A 22,603-nucleotide genomic window follows, 5' to 3' on the forward strand; every position below is an offset into this window, starting at 1 on the left:
GGTCTTCGAGCGCACTCGAACGCAACCCTCTGTCAGAAGGCCGACTTGTCAGAGGCCGACGTTAACCTCCCGGCACAACGATCTGCACCAGCCAGACAGCCAAGGAGGACGCCATGCGTCAGCAATCCGATCCGGTCGATTTCGCCCACCGCGCGATTGCCAAGCGCTATTGGACGGTCACCGCGGTACGGGCGGCCGTCCAGGTCGGATTCCCGTCGCTCGCCTACACCACCGGGCTGACCTCGCTGGCACACCCCGAGCTGATCATCTACGGACTCGAACCGGGCACCGCCGGATCCATCCTGAACACTGTCGGACACCGCATCGCAAGAGCCGGAGGCAGACTCACCGCCGGTGAACGCCTGTCGGGTTTCTTCGACAACGACCTGGACCTGGTGGCGATCGAAGCACTCACCACGTCGGATCTGCGCGTCGCGAACCGCGTCTACGGCAGCGTGTCGGCGTGGCAACTGGTCTGGCCGGATTCGGCAGGGCTCTACCCGTGGAGTGCCGGCTACGGCATCGCCAAGACCGTTCAGCCTCTGGCGGGCCTACCTGCTGCATGACCTCGGATCGGATCGGATCGGATCGGCTGATGGGCCGACATCAGATGCGTGTTCGGCGCACCATCGTCGATACTGAGCGCCATGGTCACCCTGTCGCGAGGCGCTAACACAACCATCTCTTCCGGCGTTCTCACTGTCGCGGTCACCGGAGCAGCGCCCGGCACGGTTGACGTGATGGCGTTTCTTCTCGGCGACAACCACAAGACGCGAACCGATTCGGATTTCATCTTCTTCAACCAGCCGCAGTCGGTCGACGGCGCGGTTGTGCTGTCGGGTGGCACCACCCTGACGGTCGACCTCGCGAGGGTGCCTGCCGACGTCCACACTGTTGCCGTTGCGGTCGCCTGCGACGAGGGGTATCCGTCTCCCCTGTCGGCGCTACCCGCTCTGGCGGCCTCTGCCAGCGGCACCGGGTTCCAGATCGAGCTACCCGCAGCCGGGTTGAGTACCGAACGTGCCGCGGTGTTGAGCGAGATCTATCGGCGGGGCGGTGAGTGGAAGATCCGCAATGTCAGCGCCGGATGGGATCGCGGCTTCGCGGATCTGGTTCGGGAACACGGTGTGGAGGTCGACGACGAACCCGCGGCCACATCGCCCGCCCCAGAGGTCCCGGCGGTGAGATCTGTTGCGGGCGAGGAGAAACTATCCCTCGAAAAGCGCCAGCGGCTCGACATGCGAAAGCGTGAGGTGCACAAGGTACTGCTCAGCAAGAACGCGACCGGCGTCCGAGCCCGGGTGATCCTAGTCATCGACAAGACGGGGAGTATGTCCAGGCAATACTCCAGCCGGGTGGTGCACCGGGTGGTCGAACGGATGCTGGCGGTGGCAACCCAGATCGACGACGACGGCCAGTTGGAGCCGTACATGTACGCCCGTGGTTTCGCGCGTGTCCCCGACATCAGTGTGACAAACGTCGAGTCGTGGACCGAGGAGTTCCTCCACTTGTCGGGTGTTCACGGGGGCATCGACTACGACGCGATAGGAGCCTCGAACGATGAACTGCCGATCATGAACGAAATCCTGAACACGGTTGTCCCCGGACGGCCGGTCCTTGTCCTGTTCTTCACCGACGGCGGTTTCCGGAAAAAGGGACCGATCAGCGAGCTGATGCGTGCCGCGTCGAGCGCTCCGGTGTTCTGGCAGTTCGTCGGGATCGGCAGGGCCAACTACGGAGTCCTCGAACGACTCGACGACATGGAGGGCCGCGTCGTGGACAACGCCGGCTTCTTTGCTCTCGACGACATCGATCAGGTGTCCGATGACGATCTGTACCAGCGTCTGCTCTCGGAATTCCCTGATTGGATGCGGGCTGCCAAGACCGCATCCATCCTCCCCTAGAGAATCCAAACCACACTGTGGCCTTGTCACGCACTCCGCCGAGGAGTTAGCGCGCGACAAGGCCACATCTGGTGATGGGATCAGCTGCGCGACGCCGCACTGATCGCCCGCACACCTGCGGCAATTCCACCGACGGCCACGATGAGGGCCGCGATCACACCGGATAGCACTGTCTTGGTGTCGAAGTCGCCGACGAACAGCGCGCGCTCTGCCTCCACCACGTAATGCAACGGATTGATGTTCACCAACACCTTCATCCATCCCGGCGCGTCATCGAGCGGGAGCATGGTGCCCGACAGGATCAACATCGGGAACATCAGCGTCTGCTGTACCGTCCAGAACACCCAGTCCTGTTCTCGCACAGCAAGAGCCAACGTGTACGACAGGGCTCCGAGTCCGACGCCGAACACACCGAGGATGAGGATTCCGATGGCCGCTCCCCGAGGTTGATGTCGAAGCCCAACGGCAGACCGACCAGCAAGATGATCACGGCCTGCGCTGCGAGCGGCACCATTTCCTTCAACGCGCGTCCGATCAGCAACGAGCTGCGGCTCAATGGCGTGACGAGCATCCGCTCATGACTGCCCGAGTGGATCTCGTCCATCAGGTTGGAGCCGGTCATCGACGTGCCGAAGATCGCGATCATCGCCAGCACACCCGGAATGAACCAGTTCCACACATTGCCCGAATCACCGGCACCCGGAACATCTTTCAGAAGCGGGCCGAACAGGGCAAGCAGGATCAGAGGCTGCACGAGACTGAAGATCACGGTGAACGGATCCCGGACCGTCGGCCGCAATTCACGGGTCAGAACGATGGAACTGTCGCGGATGATTGATGTTGTCATCGGTTTCTCCTGAAGACTTGGCAAATAGGGGGTTTGAGGGAAAGGTGTTCAGACGGCTGCGGTTTCGCGCAGGCTTCGTCCGGTGAGTGAGAGGAAGACGTCGTCGAGGGTCGGGCGCGTCGAGGATGCACTGCGTACCGCAACTGTCCTGGCCGCAGCTGCGGTGATCACCTGGGGCAGCACCTTGTCGGCACCGACAACCTGCAGTTCGACGGACTCGCCGATCACCTCGGCGCTGCGTACCGCATCGATCGAGGTGGCGATCCGGGCCAGTTCTGCGGCACCGTCGGAGGAGTCGGCGGTGAGGCTGATGCTGTCGCCGGCAAGAGTGTCCTTGAGCGCTGCCGCGGAGTCGTCGGCGATGACCGTGCCCTTGTCGATGACGACCACTCGCTCGGCCATCGCGTCGGCCTCGTCGAGGTAGTGCGTGGTCAGCACGATCGTGGCACCGGTCTCCGCGCGCAACCGCTGGATGTGTGTCCACAGGTTGGCCCGGCTTTGCGGATCCATGCCCGTGGTCGGTTCATCGAGGAAGATCACCGGAGGCCGGTGCACGATGCCAAGTGCGATGTCGAGTCGGCGACGCTGACCTCCCGAGAGAGTGCTCACCTTTCGGTTCTCCATCCCCGTGAGGTCGAGAGCCGCGATCAATTCGTCTGCGCGAAGCGAACTCTCGGATTTGCCGAATCCGTAGCACAGACCCTGGGTGATGAGTTCTTCACGCACGCGCTGGTTGTTGCCGCCACCGTTGCCCTGGCCCACGTAGCCGATCTTGCGCCGGACCGCATCGGGCTCGTCGGCGATGTTGTGGCCGGCCAGCCACGCCGAGCCGGACGTGGGCCGCAACAGCGTGGTGATCATCCGCAATGTGGTGGACTTACCCGCCCCGTTGGGCCCGAGGAATGCGACGAGCTCCCCTTCCTTCACGGCCAGATCGATGCCCTTGACTGCTTCGACGGTGCTCTTGCCCTGCTTGAAGGTCTTGGTCAGGCCCACCATCTCGATGGCCGGCATGTCGTGTGTCTGAGTCATCTTTGTTGTCCTCCCGGAATGAGTCGCGAACTGCGATGAGGAGAACCTATGACCCATTGCGGACAGTAACGGTCCGCAATATCTGGCATGGTGAAAAACATGTTGGATACATCAGCGCGACTACTCCGGCTCCTGAGCCTGCTTCAGACCCGTAAAGACTGGTCGGGAGCGGATCTGGCGGAACGGCTCGGCATCACCACCCGCACCGTGCGCCGCGACATCGACCGGTTACGCGAGCTCGGGTATCCGGTGGACGCAAGTGTGGGAGTCGGCGGCGGATACCAGCTCGGCGCCGGAGCCGAGATGCCACCGCTGCTCCTCGACGATCACGAGGTGCTGGCGGTGGCACTGAGTCTGGGCGCCGGCGCAGCCAACTCGGTCACGGGCCTCGATGAGGCGTCGGTGCGCGCGATGTCGAAGTTGCGTCAGGTGATGCCGTCGCGGCTCCGGCACCGGCTCGATTCGCTGCAGGTCGACGCCACCCCCACCCGAACCCGGGTGGCGGTGGATGCCGGCGTTCTCGCCGACGTCGCGGCGGTCTGTCACCGGCACGAGCGACTGCGGTTCGACTACAAGGCCCGTGACGGCGCGGAGAGCAGGCGTGAAGTGGAGCCCTACCGCCTGGTTCGCAGCGGCGCGCGGTGGTACCTGCTCGCGTGGGACCTCGGCCGAGATGACTGGCGATCGTTCCGCCTCGACCGTCTCACCCCGAAAATACCGACGGGCCCGCGCTTTTCACCTCGGCCACTGCCCGAAGGCGGCGCCGCGGCATTCATCGCGCGCAGCCTGGGGTCCGTGTACCGCCAGGCCAATGCGCGGGTGCAGATCCACAGTCCCGTCGAAAAGGTGGCCGACATGGTCGACGCCGAGTGGGGCGTGGTGGAATCCGGCGACGCCGACAGCTGCGAGGTACAGCTCTACGGCCAGTCTGTCGCGTCGATCGCGCGGTGGCTGTACGCGTTCGACGCCGACTTCACGGTTCTGGCGCCCACCGAATTGCGCGACGAATGTGTGTCACTCGCCGAGTACCACCTTCGGGTTGCCGAGCGTTACCGCAACGCCTAACGCCGGCTTCCGGGCGAGGCACACAACCCATCGACGGTCTTGGCGAGGTCGTCCGCGAGATGGCGCGCGTCCTGGAACACCCGCTTGGCGCCGGCACCACGGAGGGCATCACCGCCGATGCCGCCGGTCAGCACGGCCACCGAACGAACCCCCACCTTTGTTGCCGCGATGGCATCCCAGGTGGCATCACCGACCATGACCGCATTCGAGGCGCTCACCCCGGCGCGCTCCACCGCGATCTTCACCACGGTCGCGTCAGGTTTGGCGGTCTCCACGTCTTCCCCGGAGGTCACCGCATCGATGTGGTCCTCGACATCGAGAAGATCTCGCAAGATCTGCAACTCGTCCTCGGGCGCTGAGGTCGCAAGGACCACAACGTATCCGAGTTCTTTGGCACGCACCACGACTTCGCGGCCGCCGGGCAGGATGGTCAGCGACTCGGCACGCCGGAGGTAGGCCTCGGTGTGCCCGCTCGACGCCGCATCGGCCAGATCCGACCTCCCCGGCGCGTCCGCGGCCACTCCCGCAATGTCCAGGAGTTCGTCCACCAGCAGCGACCCATCCATCCCGATGCGACGGTGGATCTCCCAGTGGGGAACGGTGAGATCGACCTCGGCCAGCGCCTCATGCCAGGCCGCGACATGGGCGTACACCGAGTCCACCAGAGTGCCGTCGATATCGAACAGCACAGCGAGTTTTCCGCCTTCGATCTCCGCCATGCCCTACGCCTTCTGCTGCATGCCGGTGCGAGCCGGGTTGCCTTGGTCCGCGGCCTTGGGGTCGGCTTCCTCGGCCTTGGCCTCCACACCGTCCCGGATCGCCTTGCCGACGCCGGGGTCGATGCGCTGCCAGTACTCGAAGGCCCGGCTGAGCACCGGCTCCTCCACCCCGTTCAGCAGATGGCCGACGACGTTGTCCACCAGCCGATCTCGGGAGTCCTGATCCATCACCTCTCGGATGAGCGTGCCCGCTTGACCGAAGTCGTCGTCCTGTGGGTGATCGACGTACGCGGTGCGCACGATGTCACCATCGGCCGCCCAGCCCGGCTCACCCTGGAAGTCATTACGCGCGGCAGGGCCGCCTTTGGAGTTTGGTGCGTACACCGGATCGGACACGTTGGTGACCCGCATCGCGCCGTCTTTGGAGTAGCTGTGCACCGGATACTTGGAGGCGTTGACCGGGATCTGCTTGTAGTTCACGCCGATTCGGTAGCGGTGTGCATCCGCGTACGCAAACGAACGCGCCAGCAACATGCGGTCCGGGCTCAGTCCGATTCCGGGAACCAGGTTGTTGGGCTCGAATGCAGCCTGCTCGATCTCGGTGTGGTGGTCGGTGGGGTTCCGGTCCAGCTTCATCCGGCCGACCTCGATCAGCGGATAGTCATCGTGCGGCCAGACCTTGGTCAGGTCGAACGGATTGAACCGATACGACGTGGCATCGTCGAACGGCATCAGCTGCACCTTCATGGTCCACGTCGGGAAGTCGCCGGCATCGATCGCCTCGTACAGATCACGGGTGTGGTAATCGGTGTCCGCAGAGGCCATCTGGTCGGCCTCGTCCTGGGTGAATGTCTCGATGCCCTGATCGGTCTTGAAGTGGTACTTCACCCAGTGCTTCGCACCGGAGCTGTTCACCCACAGGTAGGTGTGGGAGCTGTAACCGTTCATGTGCCGCCAGGTCCGCGGAATCCCGCGGTCACCCATCAGCCAGGTGACCTGATGCGCCGACTCCGGGGACAGGGTCCAGAAGTCCCACTGCATGTCGTGGTCACGTAAGTTGTTGTCCGCTCGCCGTTTCTGCGACCGGATGAAGTGCTGGAACTTCAGCGGGTCCTTGATGAAGAAGACCGGCGTGTTGTTGCCGACCATGTCATAGACGCCCTCGCTCGTGTAGAACTTGAGCGCGAAACCACGGGGGTCCCGCCAGGTGTCGGGGCTTCCACGCTCGCCCGCCACAGTGGAGAACCTCGCGGCCATCTCGGTGACGGTGCCCGGCTGGAAGACCGCAGCGCAGGTGTATTCGGACACATCAGCGGTGACCTCGAACGATCCGAACGCGCCACTGCCCTTTGCGTGGGGCTGCCTTTCGGGCACGCGCTCGCGGTTGAACTGGGCCATCTGCTCGATCAGGTAGTGATCGTGCAACACGATGGGACCACCGGCGCCCACTGTCAGCGAGTGCTCATCGCTGGTGACCGGCGCACCGGAATCCGTTGTCGTGTTGAACCGTTCGTCTGCCATGCGCGCCTCCAGGGCCTGCTGTTCGATCGGTCGATCGGCCCAGGGTCTACAGGCCGACTCTTCGTAGCCTAGCGACTGGCCTACTGCTTTTCATTGCTTCGGTTGTCGTGGAATCACTCATACGCGCTGCGACCAGGTGCTTCTCCGCCCGGGTCACGACCGACCTTCGGAGTCGGAGGAGCCGACGACCGCCGCATCGGTCGCCGGTGCCGGGTGCGGCTGCGCTGCGAGTCGGGCGATGTCCGCCCGCAGGTCTCGGACCTCGTCGTGCAACGCGTCGATCTGACGCTTGGTGGCGGCGAGATTGGCCTCATCGGTCTCGTTGACGCGTTCGACAATCCAGGTGGCGATGCTGGCCGTGACAACGCCGATCAAGCTGATGCCGCCGATCATCAGGCCGACCGCGATCATCCTCCCGGTGAGCGTCGTCGGGGCGTAGTCGCCGTAGCCGATGGTGGTGACCGTGGTGATGGACCACCACAACGCGTCTTCGAAGTTGCGGATGGTGGCGTCGTTGCTACCCCGCTCGGTGTCGAGGATGGCCAGCGATGCGACGAAGATCAGCATCAGGCAGGCAACCACCGTGTACGCCAGCACCCTTCCGCGGATTGCCTGACCAGCAACGCGATGGAGGACGGCGAGTACCGCGAGCAGACGCAACAGACGTAGCGGGCGCAAGACGGGTAACGCGACGATCAGCAGTTCGGGTAGGTGACGAACGAACCAGCGAAGTCGTTCACCCGCGAGACCGAGCCGCACGAGATAGTCGATGACAAAGCTGACCCAGGTGATGAAGATGACCGCCTCGAGGAGGTCCTCCGCCGTTCCACCCGGTTGGGCGAGTACTTCAACCGCATAGCAGAGTACGAACACGACCCCGGCGATGGCCAGCGGCCACTCGGTCAGATGGATCCACCGCTCCTGCTGTGAGATCGCAGGACTGTGCACGCCATCGTCGACCTCTGTGGCCACCTGGTCCCCTCACGTCGCGAACACCCTCCCGACGGGTGTGGCCCCGCGCGGGGCTGTTCGATTCGCCCATTTCAGCAAATTGTCGACGGTCACCGCATGAAAACAGCTGTGCCGCGGACCAGCGGTCCGCGGCACAGCATTGCCAGAAGTGAGACTCAGGCAGTCACCGGCTTCTTCGTGGTGTCCACCTTCGTGCCGGAGTCGTCGTCTTTGTCCCAGCTGTCGTGGCCGTCGTCGACCATCGTCAGCTCGTCGAAAGGATCGTCACCGCGCAGCACGCTGTCGACCTGATCCTTGTCGATCGTCTTGGTCCAGGAACCGACCAGCATGGTTGCCACGGCGTTGCCGGAGAAATTGGTCACCGCACGCGCTTCGGACATGAACCGGTCGATTCCGACGATGATCCCGACGCCGTCGAGGAGTTCGGGGCGGTGGCTCTGCAGACCGCCCGCGAGCGTGGCCAGGCCCGCGCCGCTGACGCCGGCCGCACCCTTGGAGGCAACGATCATGAAGACCAGCAGCGAGATCTGCTCCCCCAGCGAGAGTGGCTGACCCATGGCATCGGCCACGAACAGCGAGGCCATGGTCAGGTAGATCGCCGTGCCGTCGAGGTTGAACGAATAGCCGGTCGGGACAACAACTCCGACAGTGGTGCGTTCGACACCGAGGTGCTCCATCTTGGCGATCAGGCGCGGCAACGCCGACTCCGACGAGGAGGTGGCGAAGATCAGGAGATATTCGCGGGCGAGGTAACGCACCAACTTGAAGATCGAGACGCCGGCGACAAAGCGGAGCAGCAGTCCGAGGATCCCGAAGACGAAGATCACGCAGGTGACGTAGAAGCCGAGCATCAACGTCAGCAGTTCGGTGACCGCACTCCAACCGGTTTGGCCGACGACGTTCGCGATTGCGCCGAAAGCGCCGATCGGGGCGAGCCACAGCACCATGGCGAGCACCTTGAACACGATCTTCTGCAGCGTCTCGATGGCTCGCAGCGCGGATTCGCCCGACTTGCCCAGACTCTGGATGGCGAAGCCGACCAGCAGTGCGATGAACAGGGTCTGCAGCACACTGCCTTCGGTCAGAGCCGAGAGCATCGACGTCGGGATGATCGACTGGATGAAGTCCAGCGTGCCGCCCGATTCGTGGGCCTTGTCGGCGAGTTCGGTGCCTTTGCCCATCGCCGAGGGGTCGAGGGTCAGGCCATCACCGGGCTTGAGCAGATTGCCGACCACGAGTCCGATCGCCAGCGCGACCGTCGACATACCCAGGAAGTAGGCGAAAGCCAGGCCGCCCACCTTTCCGACTGTGGCGGCTGCGCGCACCGACCCGATACCGAGGACGATGGTGCAGAAGATGACCGGGCTGATCATCATCTTGATCAGGCTGACGAACATCGTGCCGAGGACTCCGAGGTCTTTGCCGACCCCGGGAGCCAGGATGCCGACCAGGACACCGGCAATCACGGCCACGATCACCGCGATGTACAGCCAGTGCGTTCGATCGCGTCGTTTCGGAACGGCGGCGTCCCCGTCGGTCTGACGATCGTGTGTGGTTGTCATGATCGGACTTCCTTCTGACTGGTGGCAACAACAGGTCTGCAAGGATGGTGTTCCACGGGGGTGAGCCAGGTCACTATTTAGTTCATTACGTTCAATCGACGGAGAGGTTTCATGGCCAGGTTGGTGCCCCGTTCACTTGCCGGCCAAACGTTTGTGCTGCAACTGGTCGTGATCGCGGTGATGGTCCTGGGCGGGAGCGCGCTGGCGATCGTCGACGCGAGACGCGACGGTGACGCCGCGGCGCGGTTACAGGTCACCGGCATCGCCGGCGCGCTGGCCGAATCGCCGGCGACCGCAGCGGCCATCGAATCCGGGACCGCGACCGCGGTGCTGCAGCCGGTGACCGAACGGGTTCGGGCAGATACCCAGATCGCGTTCATCACGATCATGGCGCCCGACCGGACACGATTCACCCACACGAATCCCGAACTCATCGGCCGGCCGTACATCGGAACCATCGAGCCGGCGTTGCAGGGCCGCACCTTCACCGAGGTCTACACCGGCACTCTCGGTCCGTCGATCCGCGCCGTCGCGCCGGTGCGCTCGTCGTCCGGCGAGGTCGTCGGACTGGTGTCGGCCGGGATCACCCAGCAGACGCTGTTCTCGCGCTGGCAGCAGCAGTTGCCGCAGATCCTGCTGATCGCCGCCGGCGCGTTACTCGTGTCCCTCATCGGGATCTGGGCAATCCGCCGTCGCCTGCTGCGGCAGACACATGGGTTGGCTCCCACCGAACTGCAGGTGATGTATGAACATCACGACGCCATCCTCCACTCGGTGTCGGAAGGACTGATCGTGCTGGATCGACATGGCGTGGCCCTGGCCAACGACGAAGCCCGGCGCCTGCTGGCATTGCCCGCCGGCGACGTGGACAAAGAGAGCCTGCCTGCATTTCTCCGGTCGTACTCCCCCGGCGCACGCGATGAGGTCCACGTCACGGGTGACCGGGTACTGGTGGTCAACAGGTCTCGCGTTCCCGGCAATCGGTCGCCGGAGACCGAGGTGGTGACCATTCGTGATCGGACCGAATTGCAGGGCGCCCTGGGCGAACTCGACTCGATGAAGGTGTTCACCGAATCGCTGCGATCGCAGGCTCACGAATCGGCGAACCGCCTGCACACCATCGTGACGCTGGTGGAGATGGGACGCGGCGACGAGGCCGTCCGCTTCGCCACGACCGAACTGGAGTTGTCACAGCAACTGGTGGACCGGTTGTCCGAATCGGTCGGCGAACCCGCACTGGCCGCCCTGTTGCTGGGCAAGAGCGCTCAGGCCGATGAACGGGGCATCGAGTTGACGATCACCGACGAGACCGTGATTCCCTCGGACAACGAACACGCTGTGTTGTCGGGCCAAGAACTCGTCACCGTGGTGGGCAACCTTGTCGACAACGCCTTGGACGCATGCGACCGGTCCGACCCCTGGGTGGAGGTGACTGTACGACAAGATGGCGAACATCTGCTGATCCAGGTCGCCGACAGCGGCCCGGGCATGGATGCCGAGGAGTTCAGCAGGGCGAGGCAGCGCGGATACTCCACCAAGTCCGGTGGTGAATCCGGCAGGCGTGGACTGGGTTTGGCGCTCGTGTCCCAGGTTGTCGATCGCCATGAAGGCACCCTCACCGCCGAGGTGACCTACGGGTCCGTTGTCACCGTCACCTTCGGGCCGCCGGCATGATCAACGTTCTCGTCGTCGAAGACGAACCGTTGATCGCCGAAGCCCACCGCACATATCTTGGTCGGATCGACGGCTTTTCCGTTGTCGCCGTGGTGCATACGGCGCAGGATGCCATGCGATCGGCCGCAGAGGCCGCGACAACGACAACACCCATCGACCTCGTACTCCTCGATCTGGGACTACCCGACGCCAGCGGCATCGACCTGGCATCGGCACTGTCAGGGCTACGCCCGGCTCCCGACATCATCGCCATCACGTCCGAACGCGATCTGGAGATGGTGCGCGCCGCCGTGGCACACGGGGCGCTGGCGTACCTGCTCAAACCGTTCACGTTCGCCGCTTTTCGCGACCGACTCGAGCGGTACCAGCGTTATCGACAGGCCTTGCCCGCGGGTACCGACGCGGCCAGCCAGATAGAGGTCGACCGGGCGATCGCCGAATTACGTGGCACGACAGACAAATCTGCGGCCCCGAAAGGCGCGGCGCCCGGCACCACCGACGAAATAGCCCGTCGGATCCGCGACAGTCCCGAAGGTCTCACCGCCGCCGAAGCCGCCAACCAGGTAGGGGTGTCGAGGGTGACCGCCTGGCGTTATCTCGAACGCCTGGCCGACGAGGGAACCCTCTCTCGCCACACGGACTACGGCAATGCCGGTCGGCCCAAGATCCGTTACCAGTGGCGGCGCTGAGGGTCAGAACCTATTTGGCGCAAGCTATGAGTTATAGCTGGCTTCCCCCGCCTGCTCTTGTCCGCGTTGCAATGTTGCTGTGGCCGGCCATTCCGCGGAGTTTGCCGTCCGTGATCAACGGGTATCTGCCGGATCGAGTCAGATCATGGTCGTATCAGTGAAAGGACAACCGATGGTGTCGGAAACACACGTCCGGGAGCTTCTCGAGAGTTCATACGAGGATGCGCATCTGATCTTGGAGATGGGCCAGCTGTCGGTCATCGACGGGGCCAGTGCGGAGAAGGATGAGTCGGCGCTGGTGGTCGCCACCGCGCGCGAATTGCGCGAGAGCCATGACGTCGCGCATGTCAACGACGAGGAACTGACGTCCATCGCGGCGCTCCTTGATGACCGGATTGCCAAGCTCGGCGCCTGATCGCCGGACGCGTCACAGCGCACTCGAATAGCGGATGGCGGTAGGGCCAACAGGCCGTGAACAAACTAGAGGGTCGGACGTGCGCGCCGTACGGTCAAAGGTATGAACCCCGAGGATCAAGAGCAGCAGCAGATCGAGCAGATCGCCGACAAACTCGCGGACAAGCACGCGGATGTGCCGACGGAAGCTGTCGCCGAGGTCGTCGAGGACGCGTACCGGAAGTTCGATGGCCAACCCATCCGCGACTTCGTCCCGCTTCTCGCCGAACGCCGGGCAGAAGAAGAGCTCGGCGGAAACCCGGTCGCCACGCCTGAGTCCCTCGAAGAATCGAGCTGAGGGCCACTACGTCGCGGAAGCGGGAAGCGACATCACGCGCTTCCCGCAGTCTCCTTTGGCCGACCCGCAGACTGCAGAGCACGAAGGTCTGCGGCCTCGGCTTCGAGATCTGCGTGACTGATCACGCGCGCCATCACCAAGGCGACAAAGATCGAGATCAATACCCAAGCGGCTACGGCGACGCCTATCCATAAGAACACGTCGAAAGTATGGCCCACTATCCCGAATTGGGAAACTGTTCTTTTAGAAGTAATTTCGAATTGATCGTCACGATCAGAGTTTATGATTCTGACGATCACAACCGTCGGATTTCAAAACCTGTTCGAACAATGTCGAATCAGATTCACGGCCTGTTCCCACCGTGATCGTCCCACCACGACAGCCTTCTAGCAACGTTGCACCTGGCTGGTGAGCCGCAGACCAGCGGGCCGTCTTGCGTGCGGCACCGGGCCGGTGTGCGGTTCCGCGAGACTCCTCGGGTCACCTCGCCGTGGCTTTCCAGAGCCGGAGCGTGGCGGTGTAGCCGTCGGGTTCATTCGTCTCGCCATCGCGCATTGCCCGACCGACCACGTCGAGCGATTCAATTGCGAACCCTTGCTAAGCGGGTTGAATTGGTTTTGCGAACGAATGGCAACCGACTCGAATTGATGTTTACCGACAAAGCCGATTGAACAATTAGTTTCATCATTCTGGCGGTTCGAAACAGGCCTGTGGCAATCGCGGGTCCGTCGAGCACCCCCACCGTGGAGACACCGGCTCACCGAGTCAGGGTGTCGTACGCTCGCACCTGTGGGCATAACGAACGACGATGTACAGCACCTACGGCGATGCGTGGATCTGGCACGTGAAGCACTGGCGGCCGGCGATGAACCCTTCGGTTCGGTGCTCGTGAGCGCAGACGGCCGAACACTTTTCGAAGACCGCAACCGCGTCAAAGACGGCGACAACACCAGACATCCCGAGCTGACGATCGCGTTGTGGGCAGTGGAGAACATGGAGCCGGCCGCGCGGGCCGCGGCCACGGTGTACACCTCCGGAGAGCATTGCCCGATGTGCGCCGCCGCGCACGCTTGGGTGGGGCTGGGTCGAATTGCCTATGCGGTGTCATCGTCTCAATTGTCGGAGTGGCTCGCGGAATGGAATGCTCCTCCCTCACCGGTCGCCGGGCTGCCTATCAACACCGTTGCACCCCAGTTGCCGGTAGACGGACCAGCAGATGCTCTGGTCGACGAGATGCGGGCCCTGCACGCACAGCGATTCGGCGTTTAGCCGGAACCCTTGTCGCGCTCTCCGACCGGCGGCGCGTAGCACCTACCGCTCATGTCGGTTCAGATCTCGCCCGCCGACGTCCTTTCGTGGCCTCCACCGGATCGATCAACCCGCCCGACCATTCGGCAGCCATGGCAAGACTTGCCTCTCGGCCCGAATGAACGTGATGGAACGCTGATTCGGCTGCACGGTCGGCGTCGTGGGCCGCGATGGCGGCAAGAATTTCCTCGTGCTCGTGGCATTGACGGCCCGGATCCCGGTCTTTTGTCAGATGAAAGAGCCACTGCGTGCGCGCCTCCAGAGGGCGCAGCAGCGACTCCAGCAGAGGGTTCGCGGACAGGTCGACGATCATTTGGTGAAACTTGGCATTGGCCGCTGCGATCGCTGGGCGGTCCCGCTTCAGGGTCGCGGTACGAGCGGCTTCGAGTTGCTCCGACAACCGGGCGAGACCTTCCTCGTCGGCGCGCTCGGCAGCCAGCCGGGCGGCAAGGACTTCGAGGCTCTCGCGGACGTCGAACAGGTCTCGGACATCGTTCTCGCTGAACGGCGACACGATCGCACCCTGTCTCGGCACCAGAACCACCAGTCCGTCCTGCTGCAGCAACTGCAATGCCTCGCGCAGCGGGATACGCGAGACATCGAGTTCCGCGGCGAGATCGCGCTCCACCAGCCTCGACCCGGGCGCCAGCCGCAGATCCACGATCTGACGCCGAATCTCCTCATACGCGTGCTGGCGCAAAGACTTTCGATCGTTTTCCGAACCCGTCAGCTCTTCTACCGCAGGCATGAGCACCAAGTCCTCTCGCGGATTTCGCCTCGTTCAGCCGAGTCTAGCCAGACCCACTTAGCGGTATACCAATAACTAACCGCCTCGTAATCGGATGGAAACACTCAGCCCCCACTCTTCTCGTAACGGTATACCGCTAAACCACAGCGGCCGACGATCAGGAGACACGATGAGATTTCGATCCACAACCGTCCGCGTACCGGTGGCGCTGCTCGCGGCTGGAGCCATTGCGGTAGGAATGTCAGGGTGCGGCACATCGGGTGCCGACGCCAACGACGGGAGCCTGTCCGTCGGAGTCTTCTTCCCCGGCTCCGTCACCGACACCGGGTTCATGGAGTCGGGCTACCTCGGATACCAGAGGGTCGAACAGGCACTCGGTGATCAGGTGGACCTCAGCTATGTCGAGCAAGTTGCACCAGCCGACTACCAGCAGGCATTGCAGCGCTTCGCATCTGAGAACGAATTGGTCATCTCGGTCGGCGGCCAGACCGACGCCGACGTGCGCAAGATCGCCCCTCAGTTCCCGGACGTGAAGTTCGTCGAAATCGGTGGACCTTCCGACGCCGAACCGATGGACAACCTCGCTTACTACGATCCGCAACAGGCCGAGGCCGAATTCCTTTCCGGCGCAGTGGCAGCGGCATCATCGACCACCGGAACGGTCGGATTCGTCGGAGGCGTCGAGTTGCCGGCCATCGTCAATGCGGCCAAGGCGTTTTCGAACGGGGCAACGTTTGTCCGACCCGACGTCAAGGTTCTCAGCCCCCAATATGTCGGCGACTTCAACGATCCCGCCAAAGCCAAACAGGCTGCGGGCACCGCCTACGCGGGAGGTGCCAACATCCTCGGTCAGATCGTCAACCTCGGCAAACAAGGCATCGAGCAAGCTGCACGCGACTCGGGCAATCGTATGGTCGGCGGACCGATTCCCGGAGATTGCGCAAACCCGGTGTACGCAGGTTTTGTCCGCACCGACATCGGGACCGAGATCGAATACGCCGTCTCTTCAACGCTCGACGGCTCGTGGGAGGCTGCACAAGTTCCGTTCGGTCTGACAACAGACAAGGGTGGCAGCGACTTCATTCTCTGCTCGGAAGACCCCGCCGCCACCAAGGCGCTGACCGACGCAAAGGCGGCGCTGACATCCGGCTCTGTCGCGGCATACTGAAACGGCCGACGCGATGCCCCCAGCAACCAGCCCGCTGTTGACGCTCGACCGAATCGGTAAGTCGTATGGCAGTGTTCGCGCGCTCGACGATGTCACCCTGGCCGTCGAACGCGGCACGGTGCACTGCATCCTCGGAGAGAACGGCGCAGGCAAGTCGACACTGTGCAACGTCGTGTACGGAACGGTCTCAGCGGACCAGGGCAGTATGACCATCGACGGAACCCCGTATCGCCCTTCGACACCGGCAGCGGCACTCGAGTCCGGCGTCGCCATGGTGCATCAGCATTTCTCACTCATCCCCACGATGACGGTGGAGGACAACCTGCTGTTGGGCCGGCGAGGGTTTCGCCAGCCACACGATGAGGTGGAGCGGGGCCTGGCGCGCATCGCCGATTCGTACGGATTGACCGTGGACCGCACTGCCCGCGTCAGTGACCTTCCGATCGGCGCACGACAGCGGGTGGAGATCGTCAAAGCCCTGCTTCGCAGGCCAGACCTCATCCTGCTCGATGAACCGACTGCCGTGCTCGACCCCGGCGAGATCGACTCGCTGATCGAGACCTGTAATGCGCTTGCCGCCGACGGCAAGTCGGTTGTCCTGATCACCCACAAACTCGGGGAGGTCGCCCGCGTGGCCGACGCGGCAACCGTGCTTCGCGGCGGGACGGTCGTCGGCGGAGGTCGACTATCGCAGACACCGCTGGATTCTCTGCTCGACCTGATGCTCGGTGGCGCGCAACCTGCTGCGTCCGAACGACGCCCGCCATCGCCACCCCATCACGCAGCACCCTGCTTGGAAGTCAGGGGCGTCACGCTGTCCCGCCCAGACGGCAGCACTGCCCTGGCAGACGTCGATTTGACTGTCCACTCAGGAGAGATCGTCGGCATCGCAGGTGTCGAAGGCAATGGCCAGTCGGAACTGGCGGCAGTGTTGTCCGGGTCCGTCGCCGCTGATCGCGGAACAGTCAGTGTCGACGGACGCGACATCACCGAACACACTCCGGCGCAGCGCACCCGTGCGGGGATGGGTGTCATCCCCGAAGACCGGCATGCCGAGGGCATGATCGCTGAACTATCACTCGCCGAGAACTATGCACTCGGCCGATTGAGTGACTACCGGCGCTGGGGCCTCCTGGATCGCCGGCGCATGAGAGCTGATGCCGCGCAGGCCATCACGGAGTACTCGATCCGCGCCGATGGTCCCGACATCCCTATCGGATCATTGTCCGGCGGCAACCAGCAGAAGGTTGTGCTGGCCCGGGAATTGTCTACCCCGGGGCTGCGTGTTGTCGTCGCGGCTCAACCCACCCGCGGGCTCGACGTCGGTGCCGTCAGTTTTGTGCTCGACCGCCTTCGGGACGCCGCGGCGTCTGGCGCCGCAGTGTTGGTGATCTCCAGCGAAATCGACGAGCTCGTCACACTCTGCTCACGCATCGTCGTCGCCTACCGCGGCACCATCCGCGGGTCTGTCGACTCCGAGTCTTCCTCTGCCACAAACGACATCGGCGAGCTCATGATGGGGGTGGCAGGATGATGCAGACGGCTGGGCTGCTCCGCACCAAACTGCGGCAAGGCAATTGGGCCCACAGTCCGCTTGTGGTCGCTGTCGTGGCCCTGGTGATCGCCACAGGCGTTGGACTGTTGCTGGCCGCAGGCGCTGGGGCCGGGCCCGCCGAGGTCATCGACGCCCTCATCCAGGGAACATTCGGCTCGCCCTTTGCCGTCGGCACCTCGCTGAACAGCGCTGCCATCATCATGTTCATCGCGGCGGGCTTCACCGTCGCTTATCGGGCCGGTCTGGTGAACGTCGGAGGCGAAGGCCAGATCTGTGTCGGCGGCATTGCTGCCACCGCGGTGGGCGTGACCATCCCCGACTCCATGCCGCTCTTTGTTGGAGTCACCTTGGCGCTGGTGGCTGCCGTATTGGCCGGCGCATGTTGGGCGGCCGTCGCGGCGTGGCTCTATGTTCGGCGCGGTACCAGCGAGATCATCACCACCCTGCTGCTCAACTTTGTCGGCCTGGCGCTGGTTGTGTTGATGGTCCAGGAGCCGAGCTTGCTCCGGCAGCCGATGACCTCGTCGGAGACGCTCCCCCAGTCGGAGTCGCTGAGCGAAACGAGCCACCTCCCGCTATTGGGATTGACCAAATCGCCGGCCACCGTGGCCATCGTCATTGCACTACTTTCCATCACGGCCGTCGGAGTGGTCCTGCGGCACAGCGCAATCGGACTGCGGCTCCGCTCGGCGGGACTGTCACCGACCGCGTCGGCTCGACTAGGTGTCCCGGTAGATCGCGTTCGTTTCCTGGGGCTCTCCACCGCAGGTGGGTTCTCGGGGCTTGCCGGCGGAATCCTTGTCACGTCCGCCCCGTTCGTCTTGGCCGAAGGGTTCTCGTCGGGCTTCGGTTTCACCGGACTTGTGGTCGGTCTGCTTGCCCGCGGGTCGATGACAGCAGTTGCCGGGGTGTCGCTGTTCCTGGGATTCCTGGTTGCCGGCGGTATCAATCTGCAGTTGGCCGCGGGAGTGCCGTCGTCCACCGTGACCGTGGTGCAGAGCGTGCTGATCATCTTGATCGCGGGCGCTGCCTTGTGGACCACCCGGTCGAGATCAGTGGCGCCCCCCGAGGCCGCTTCGGCACCCGCCATCACAGCCCCCGCAAAGGCGACGTCATGAACATCGACATGCTCACCCAGGTCCTCACCAGCGGGGTGGCCTTCGCGATCCTGCTCATCGTGGCCGCAGCAGGTGAATCGATCAGCGAACGTGCGGGCGTGCTCAACCTCAGCATGGAGGGCATCATGCTCACCGGTGCGTTCGCAAGCGTGTTGGCCTCGGCCACACTTGATTCGGCAGTGCTCGGCCTCGTCAGCGGCGTGCTTGCGGCGCTCATCTTCGGCATCATCCAGGCGTTGCTGACGGTGCGGTTCCGAGCCGACCAGATCGTTGTCGGAATCGCCGGTAACGCTTTGGCTCTGGGGTTGACCACCTACGGTGCCCGCATCTTCCTCGAGGACGGCAAAGGCCAGGGTGTGCCCGGCTTCGACGGCGTCGACATCCCCCTGCTGACCGACATACCGATCGTCGGTCCGGCCCTGTTCGGCCAATCAGTCCTCGGCTACCTCTGCGTGCTCGTGGTGATCGCGCTGGCGCTGCTGTTCTCCGGCAAGACCATGGCGGGCATCCGCGTGGACGCCGTCGGCGAGGACGCCACATCGGCCGGCTGGACAGGATTGTCCGTCAACAAGATTCGAGCTGCATGCGTCTTGCTCGCTGCCGCAACGGGCGGTCTCGCAGGATCTCAACTGGCCCTGTCGGAAGTGCAGTCGTTCAGCGAGAACATGACTGCCGGCCTCGGGTACCTCGCCGTGGTCGCAGTGATCGCGGGGCGCTGGAAAGTGATCGGAATCGTGTGGGCGTGCCTGTTCTTCGGGATCGCCCGATCGCTTCAGTTTGCCTTGCCTGCCGTCGGAGTCGACATCCCTTACGCGATTCTGCTCATGCTGCCGTACGTCATCGCCATAGTCGCGATCAGCGGCGTGGTCGGTGGCCGCCGAGCCCCGTCGTGCCTCACCGTGCCGTACGCCGGCCGTTCCTGAACCTCTTTGCCCCGGAAGGCGACATGACCCTCATCCTCACCCACTCCGACATCGACGCGCTCATCGACCGGACTTCGGTCTACCGCGCCGTGGAGCAGGCTCACGCTGATCTGACATCAGGGGCTGCGAGTAACCCCGCTCCCCCTCAGTTGCCTATCGCCGACGACGGCACTGCGCTCCCGATGGTGGCGTCCTCAGAACCCTTAGGCGCCAGCGTCGTCAAAATGTTGTCGGACATGCCGGCCAATGTCGGCCGCGGGCTCCCGAGTCAGCGATCGACCATCCTGCTGATGTCGGCACAGACCGGCGAGTGCGAAGCAGTACTCGACGGCCGCCTCATCACAGCCGTCCGTACCGCTGCGGCGAGCGCTGTGGCGACGGCTCACCTTGCCACGCAACGGAGCTCGATTCTGGGACTCATCGGTGCCGGAACACTCGCAGTGGAGCACGCCCGCGCCATCTGCCGCATCCGGAACATCGAGAAGGTTCTGGTGTGGTCGCGGTCGGCGTCGACCGTCGACAGCTTCCGCCGTCGGACAGCCGATCTCGACATCCAGATCGAATACGCGGAATCCCCTCGGTCGATCCTCGCCTCCGCCGACATCGTCTGCACACTGACGCCGTCGCGCGAACCGATCGTCGAGGGCGCCTGGTTCCGCCCGGGCCTGCACCTGAACGCCGTCGGCGCTCCTCCTCGCGCGGACCACCGTGAGATCGACGGCCCTGGGATCGGCAGCAGCCAGCTGATCGTCGACAGCGTCCCGACCGCGCTCACCAAATCGGGAGATGTCCTGTTGGCGATCGCCGATGGCCACCTTCAGACGCAGGACGTTGACGTCGAACTCGGTGACGTTATCGTGAACCCCGCCCTCGGCCGCCAAAGCGACGACGACATCACCCTGTTCAACTCCGTCGGAATCGGTCTTCAGGATCTGGTGACCGCCCGGACGTTGGTCGACGTGGCGATGCAACAGGGTGTTGGCGCGAGTGTGCGGTTGAATGCGTGACTGATGCGATTTTGATGCTGGTGCGCGCCAGTTGGGCCGGTAATACAGGAGCATTTCCGGGCGGCAAACATTTACTTCGAATCATTCTCAAACACCAACCTCGCGGGCCAATCCCGAACCACGTTGGAGGGCGCACTCGCCGAACTGTTCCTGCCAAGCGTTCGGAACCAGGTACATCAGATTGATGGTCAGGTGCCTTCCCCCGTCACGAGTTCGTCTGCCCGGGGCAATGTCCCCAGCGCGAACGTCATGTTCTGATTTAGCTCCAGCCCATCAACCGTAAACTGATTCAGCAGTGCCATGTTCAGCGTCATTGGCTTGTAAACCGCCAATCTCTGGCTCTCTGGCTTTAACGACGTCACGGACCTTCTTCTCACTGAGGTTGACCTCGTCAGTCTCAGCCGTCCAGTCATCTGGACTGAGAGTGAGCTTGCTCAGTTGAAGGTTCAACAGCACGAGATAGACCTTCAAACAGGCGGCCTCCTGGTCGAGATCGACAGCCCGAAGCCTCTGGCACCCGTAAATACAGTCGCCGAGATGACTCCGAGACCGCACTTCACTCACCGAGGCGAGGGTCGTGACCTGTTCGAGACTTTGAGGAGTTTTCACAAGCACGTCCAAGTGATACTGGGCCATGTCGAGCGGAACGCCGTGTAAGTCGCATGTCCCCTTGCCCGGCCCGAGAGTCGCCGGACTCCTCGTCCGCCGCACTATATCGAGCCCAGCGGCGATGGCTCGGCGCGATCTCAGAGGCTCGCCCACCTGGGTTAACGGCCGCCATCCATTCGTTGATTCCGTCAACTTCTCTTCGCCGTAGCATCCTTAGCGATGTCCATAGCTTTGTCCAAGATCGGGACCAGCTCCTGCGGAACCACGCTTACTTTGCCGTCGTCCTTCGTTTCTAGTACAACAGCTGAGAAGATTCGACGACCCAAGAGCATGAGTATCTCCGATCGCTCTTCCTCTGATAGCTGTTCTGTGAAGGAGCCAACCGTATCCATCTGCACAGTCAACAAGTTCATGTGACGTCCGAACTCGCGATGCTGAGCGGCAATGCGACCACAGTATGCGGCTGCGCCGAAGAGTGGCAATGCGATAAGGGCTTTAACGACGGTGCCCGTCAACCCCGACACCGAACTGAAAACTTCCGTCTCAACTGACAGTGCTATAACAGGCAAGAGTATACCCAATGCGATAAAGACGAATACTGCGATCGTCCACCAGAACGCCCGCTGAGTCTCCGCCTTGCCCCTACTAGCGAAAGACTGCGCTTGACGCTCCGTGCCTATGCCAATGCTCGACGTGCGAATGTTATCAATTGACCGGCGTGCCACGTTCTCGAGAGTAGATAGACGCGCTATCTGTCGTTCTACGATCAGGTTCAGTACAGGCTCGTCCATGCGGACGCTGTACTGACGATAGTTTCGCCTTATGTCGAGGAGGCTATCCAGGATTGGCGGATATAACTCCTGCATCCACGACACTACCTCTGAGACGTATTCCTCTAACCTAATACCTTTGTACTCATCCGACACGTCGGCGTCAGAGTTCACCTCAACCAGAGCTTTAGTGCGTTCGTGAATCTTCGCGACTGAGTCTGAGTCAAACAAGTAGATAAACTTCAAAGTCGAAATTACAATTGCAGAAGACTCGCCGTCATCGACATTATTGAAAGAGATGTCCGAATTCAGCTGGCTGCTAAACTCTGTTAGCACGTCGTAGATCTTAATTGCAAGTTCCGCCGAATCGCGCGGCATTAGTTCAGAGCGATCGAGCAGACCCCTGAGGCCAAGGATGATCTGGCCTGCACGTTCGACTATTCCTGGATCGACAGGTGTTCGGGTGAGGAGGAGGTCCAGTACAGCGGACTCAATCTGTGCCTGACTCTCTTTGTGAGACTTCTCCGAGCCCATCGGCTCTACCCCATTCGCTAGCGGCGTCGTGCGAGTTGGAGACACCGACGGTCCTGTTGAACTGTATCTGCGCGACCTCCACATCCCACCGCACCATGTCCAGCGCAGCCACAATGGCCTGGCGTGC

Annotated in this window: 21 protein-coding genes and 1 pseudogene; 13 read left to right on the forward strand and 9 right to left on the reverse strand. The window is 63.1% G+C overall.

From position 1 onward, the window contains the following. Nucleotides 1–113: 113 nt before the first annotated feature. Both MVA47_RS19700 and MVA47_RS19705 read left to right on the forward strand, forming a co-directional pair. On the forward strand, nucleotides 114–566 hold the full coding sequence (locus MVA47_RS19700) for a DUF4262 domain-containing protein (protein WP_247209445.1): 453 nt from the start codon (nucleotides 114–116) through the stop codon (nucleotides 564–566). 81 nt (nucleotides 567–647) lie between these two features. Continuing rightward, entirely contained in the window at nucleotides 648–1,904 is a 1,257-nt protein-coding gene (locus tag MVA47_RS19705; RefSeq protein WP_247209447.1) for a VWA domain-containing protein, read from the forward strand. A gap of 80 nt (nucleotides 1,905–1,984) precedes the next feature. Here MVA47_RS19705 and MVA47_RS19715 read toward each other — a convergent pair. Both MVA47_RS19715 and MVA47_RS19720 read right to left on the reverse strand, forming a co-directional pair. Then, nucleotides 1,985–2,751: pseudogene (locus MVA47_RS19715) on the reverse strand (ABC transporter permease). A gap of 48 nt (nucleotides 2,752–2,799) precedes the next feature. Then, on the reverse strand, nucleotides 2,800–3,783 hold the full coding sequence (locus MVA47_RS19720; RefSeq protein WP_247209453.1) for an ABC transporter ATP-binding protein: 984 nt from the start codon (nucleotides 3,781–3,783) through the stop codon (nucleotides 2,800–2,802). 99 nt (nucleotides 3,784–3,882) lie between these two features. Between MVA47_RS19720 and MVA47_RS19725 the strand changes: the two genes are divergently transcribed. Beyond that, complete coding sequence (locus MVA47_RS19725) at nucleotides 3,883–4,848, forward strand: YafY family protein (protein WP_247209455.1); 966 nt, start codon at nucleotides 3,883–3,885, stop codon at nucleotides 4,846–4,848. Here the strand turns inward: MVA47_RS19725 and MVA47_RS19730 are convergent. The 4 genes from MVA47_RS19730 to MVA47_RS19745 all read right to left on the reverse strand — a co-directional run bounded on the left by MVA47_RS19730 (nucleotide 4,845) and on the right by MVA47_RS19745 (nucleotide 9,622). Next, nucleotides 4,845–5,567, reverse strand: a complete 723-nt coding sequence (locus tag MVA47_RS19730) for an HAD family hydrolase (RefSeq protein ID WP_247209460.1) — start codon at nucleotides 5,565–5,567, stop codon at nucleotides 4,845–4,847. The genes MVA47_RS19725 and MVA47_RS19730 overlap by 4 nt on opposite strands. A 3-nt stretch (nucleotides 5,568–5,570) precedes the next feature. Next, nucleotides 5,571–7,088, reverse strand: coding sequence for a catalase (locus MVA47_RS19735; RefSeq protein WP_247209461.1), 1,518 nt, complete (start codon nucleotides 7,086–7,088; stop codon nucleotides 5,571–5,573). Nucleotides 7,089–7,241: 153 nt separating this feature from the next. Beyond that, nucleotides 7,242–8,060 carry an ion channel gene (locus MVA47_RS19740; protein ID WP_374474277.1) on the reverse strand — a complete coding sequence of 273 codons (819 nt, stop codon included), beginning with the start codon at nucleotides 8,058–8,060 and terminating at the stop codon, nucleotides 7,242–7,244. 155 nt (nucleotides 8,061–8,215) lie between these two features. Further along, on the reverse strand, nucleotides 8,216–9,622 hold the full coding sequence (locus tag MVA47_RS19745; protein ID WP_247209463.1) for a cation:dicarboxylate symporter family transporter: 1,407 nt from the start codon (nucleotides 9,620–9,622) through the stop codon (nucleotides 8,216–8,218). Between the two features lie 111 nt (nucleotides 9,623–9,733). Between MVA47_RS19745 and MVA47_RS19750 the strand changes: the two genes are divergently transcribed. The 5 genes from MVA47_RS19750 (at nucleotide 9,734) to MVA47_RS19770 (ending at nucleotide 14,005) form a co-directional block, all read left to right on the forward strand. Continuing rightward, nucleotides 9,734–11,296, forward strand: a complete 1,563-nt coding sequence (locus MVA47_RS19750) for a sensor histidine kinase (RefSeq protein ID WP_247209465.1) — start codon at nucleotides 9,734–9,736, stop codon at nucleotides 11,294–11,296. Further along, nucleotides 11,293–11,985 carry a response regulator gene (locus tag MVA47_RS19755; RefSeq protein WP_023953864.1) on the forward strand — a complete coding sequence of 231 codons (693 nt, stop codon included), beginning with the start codon at nucleotides 11,293–11,295 and terminating at the stop codon, nucleotides 11,983–11,985. The genes MVA47_RS19750 and MVA47_RS19755 overlap by 4 nt, the downstream gene beginning before the upstream one ends. A 172-nt stretch (nucleotides 11,986–12,157) precedes the next feature. Next, on the forward strand, nucleotides 12,158–12,400 hold the full coding sequence (locus tag MVA47_RS19760; protein ID WP_152537945.1) for a hypothetical protein: 243 nt from the start codon (nucleotides 12,158–12,160) through the stop codon (nucleotides 12,398–12,400). A 102-nt stretch (nucleotides 12,401–12,502) separates the two neighbouring features. Continuing rightward, nucleotides 12,503–12,736 (forward strand): three-helix bundle dimerization domain-containing protein, encoded by a 234-nt coding sequence (locus tag MVA47_RS19765; RefSeq protein WP_247209467.1) that lies wholly within the window; start codon nucleotides 12,503–12,505, stop codon nucleotides 12,734–12,736. A 789-nt stretch (nucleotides 12,737–13,525) separates the two neighbouring features. Continuing rightward, a complete protein-coding gene (locus tag MVA47_RS19770) occupies nucleotides 13,526–14,005 on the forward strand; it encodes a nucleoside deaminase (RefSeq protein ID WP_247209469.1) in 480 nt (159 codons plus the stop codon). 49 nt (nucleotides 14,006–14,054) lie between these two features. Here the strand turns inward: MVA47_RS19770 and MVA47_RS19775 are convergent, their stop codons facing one another. Continuing rightward, the gene (locus tag MVA47_RS19775; RefSeq protein ID WP_247209470.1) at nucleotides 14,055–14,792 is read right to left on the reverse strand and encodes a GntR family transcriptional regulator; all 738 of its coding nucleotides are present in this window, start codon (nucleotides 14,790–14,792) and stop codon (nucleotides 14,055–14,057) included. A 169-nt stretch (nucleotides 14,793–14,961) separates the two neighbouring features. Here MVA47_RS19775 and MVA47_RS19780 point away from each other — a divergent pair, with 169 nt between their 5' ends. The 5 genes from MVA47_RS19780 to MVA47_RS19800 are packed head-to-tail and all read left to right on the forward strand — an operon-like array spanning nucleotide 14,962 to nucleotide 20,563. Continuing rightward, the gene (locus MVA47_RS19780; RefSeq protein ID WP_247209471.1) at nucleotides 14,962–15,960 is read left to right on the forward strand and encodes a BMP family protein; all 999 of its coding nucleotides are present in this window, start codon (nucleotides 14,962–14,964) and stop codon (nucleotides 15,958–15,960) included. 13 nt (nucleotides 15,961–15,973) lie between these two features. Next, nucleotides 15,974–17,494, forward strand: a complete 1,521-nt coding sequence (locus MVA47_RS19785) for an ABC transporter ATP-binding protein (protein WP_247209472.1) — start codon at nucleotides 15,974–15,976, stop codon at nucleotides 17,492–17,494. Further along, on the forward strand, nucleotides 17,494–18,633 hold the full coding sequence (locus MVA47_RS19790; RefSeq protein WP_247210937.1) for an ABC transporter permease: 1,140 nt from the start codon (nucleotides 17,494–17,496) through the stop codon (nucleotides 18,631–18,633). Before MVA47_RS19785 ends, MVA47_RS19790 begins: the two co-directional genes overlap by 1 nt. Beyond that, nucleotides 18,630–19,556 carry an ABC transporter permease gene (locus tag MVA47_RS19795; RefSeq protein ID WP_247209474.1) on the forward strand — a complete coding sequence of 309 codons (927 nt, stop codon included), beginning with the start codon at nucleotides 18,630–18,632 and terminating at the stop codon, nucleotides 19,554–19,556. The genes MVA47_RS19790 and MVA47_RS19795 overlap by 4 nt, the downstream gene beginning before the upstream one ends. A gap of 23 nt (nucleotides 19,557–19,579) precedes the next feature. Next, complete coding sequence (locus MVA47_RS19800; RefSeq protein ID WP_247209476.1) at nucleotides 19,580–20,563, forward strand: ornithine cyclodeaminase family protein; 984 nt, start codon at nucleotides 19,580–19,582, stop codon at nucleotides 20,561–20,563. A 273-nt stretch (nucleotides 20,564–20,836) separates the two neighbouring features. On the opposite strand, the gene MVA47_RS19805 is transcribed toward MVA47_RS19800, so the two are convergent. Together MVA47_RS19805 and MVA47_RS19810 are read right to left on the reverse strand one after the other, a co-directional pair. Continuing rightward, complete coding sequence (locus MVA47_RS19805; protein WP_247209478.1) at nucleotides 20,837–21,127, reverse strand: hypothetical protein; 291 nt, start codon at nucleotides 21,125–21,127, stop codon at nucleotides 20,837–20,839. Nucleotides 21,128–21,360: 233 nt separating this feature from the next. Next, a complete protein-coding gene (locus tag MVA47_RS19810; protein WP_247209479.1) occupies nucleotides 21,361–22,476 on the reverse strand; it encodes a hypothetical protein in 1,116 nt (371 codons plus the stop codon). Nucleotides 22,477–22,603: the final 127 nt, after the last annotated feature.

It is taken from the genome of Williamsia sp. DF01-3 (genome assembly GCF_023051145.1).
Lineage (GTDB): Bacteria > Actinomycetota > Actinomycetes > Mycobacteriales > Mycobacteriaceae > Williamsia.

Coding starts and splice junctions, on each gene's coding strand:
- MVA47_RS19750 (WP_247209465.1), top strand. CDS start 9,734: ATGGCCAGGTTGGTGCCCCGTTCACTTGCCGGCCAAACGTTTGTGCTG.
- MVA47_RS19810 (WP_247209479.1), bottom strand. CDS start 22,476: ATGGGCTCGGAGAAGTCTCACAAAGAGAGTCAGGCACAGATTGAGTCC.
- MVA47_RS19725 (WP_247209455.1), top strand. CDS start 3,883: ATGTTGGATACATCAGCGCGACTACTCCGGCTCCTGAGCCTGCTTCAG.
- MVA47_RS19785 (WP_247209472.1), top strand. CDS start 15,974: ATGCCCCCAGCAACCAGCCCGCTGTTGACGCTCGACCGAATCGGTAAG.
- MVA47_RS19765 (WP_247209467.1), top strand. CDS start 12,503: ATGAACCCCGAGGATCAAGAGCAGCAGCAGATCGAGCAGATCGCCGAC.
- MVA47_RS19795 (WP_247209474.1), top strand. CDS start 18,630: ATGAACATCGACATGCTCACCCAGGTCCTCACCAGCGGGGTGGCCTTC.
- MVA47_RS19735 (WP_247209461.1), bottom strand. CDS start 7,088: ATGGCAGACGAACGGTTCAACACGACAACGGATTCCGGTGCGCCGGTC.
- MVA47_RS19705 (WP_247209447.1), top strand. CDS start 648: ATGGTCACCCTGTCGCGAGGCGCTAACACAACCATCTCTTCCGGCGTT.
- MVA47_RS19755 (WP_023953864.1), top strand. CDS start 11,293: ATGATCAACGTTCTCGTCGTCGAAGACGAACCGTTGATCGCCGAAGCC.
- MVA47_RS19790 (WP_247210937.1), top strand. CDS start 17,494: ATGCAGACGGCTGGGCTGCTCCGCACCAAACTGCGGCAAGGCAATTGG.
- MVA47_RS19775 (WP_247209470.1), bottom strand. CDS start 14,792: ATGCCTGCGGTAGAAGAGCTGACGGGTTCGGAAAACGATCGAAAGTCT.
- MVA47_RS19760 (WP_152537945.1), top strand. CDS start 12,158: ATGGTGTCGGAAACACACGTCCGGGAGCTTCTCGAGAGTTCATACGAG.
- MVA47_RS19745 (WP_247209463.1), bottom strand. CDS start 9,622: ATGACAACCACACACGATCGTCAGACCGACGGGGACGCCGCCGTTCCG.
- MVA47_RS19700 (WP_247209445.1), top strand. CDS start 114: ATGCGTCAGCAATCCGATCCGGTCGATTTCGCCCACCGCGCGATTGCC.
- MVA47_RS19780 (WP_247209471.1), top strand. CDS start 14,962: ATGAGATTTCGATCCACAACCGTCCGCGTACCGGTGGCGCTGCTCGCG.
- MVA47_RS19730 (WP_247209460.1), bottom strand. CDS start 5,567: ATGGCGGAGATCGAAGGCGGAAAACTCGCTGTGCTGTTCGATATCGAC.
- MVA47_RS19800 (WP_247209476.1), top strand. CDS start 19,580: ATGACCCTCATCCTCACCCACTCCGACATCGACGCGCTCATCGACCGG.
- MVA47_RS19720 (WP_247209453.1), bottom strand. CDS start 3,783: ATGACTCAGACACACGACATGCCGGCCATCGAGATGGTGGGCCTGACC.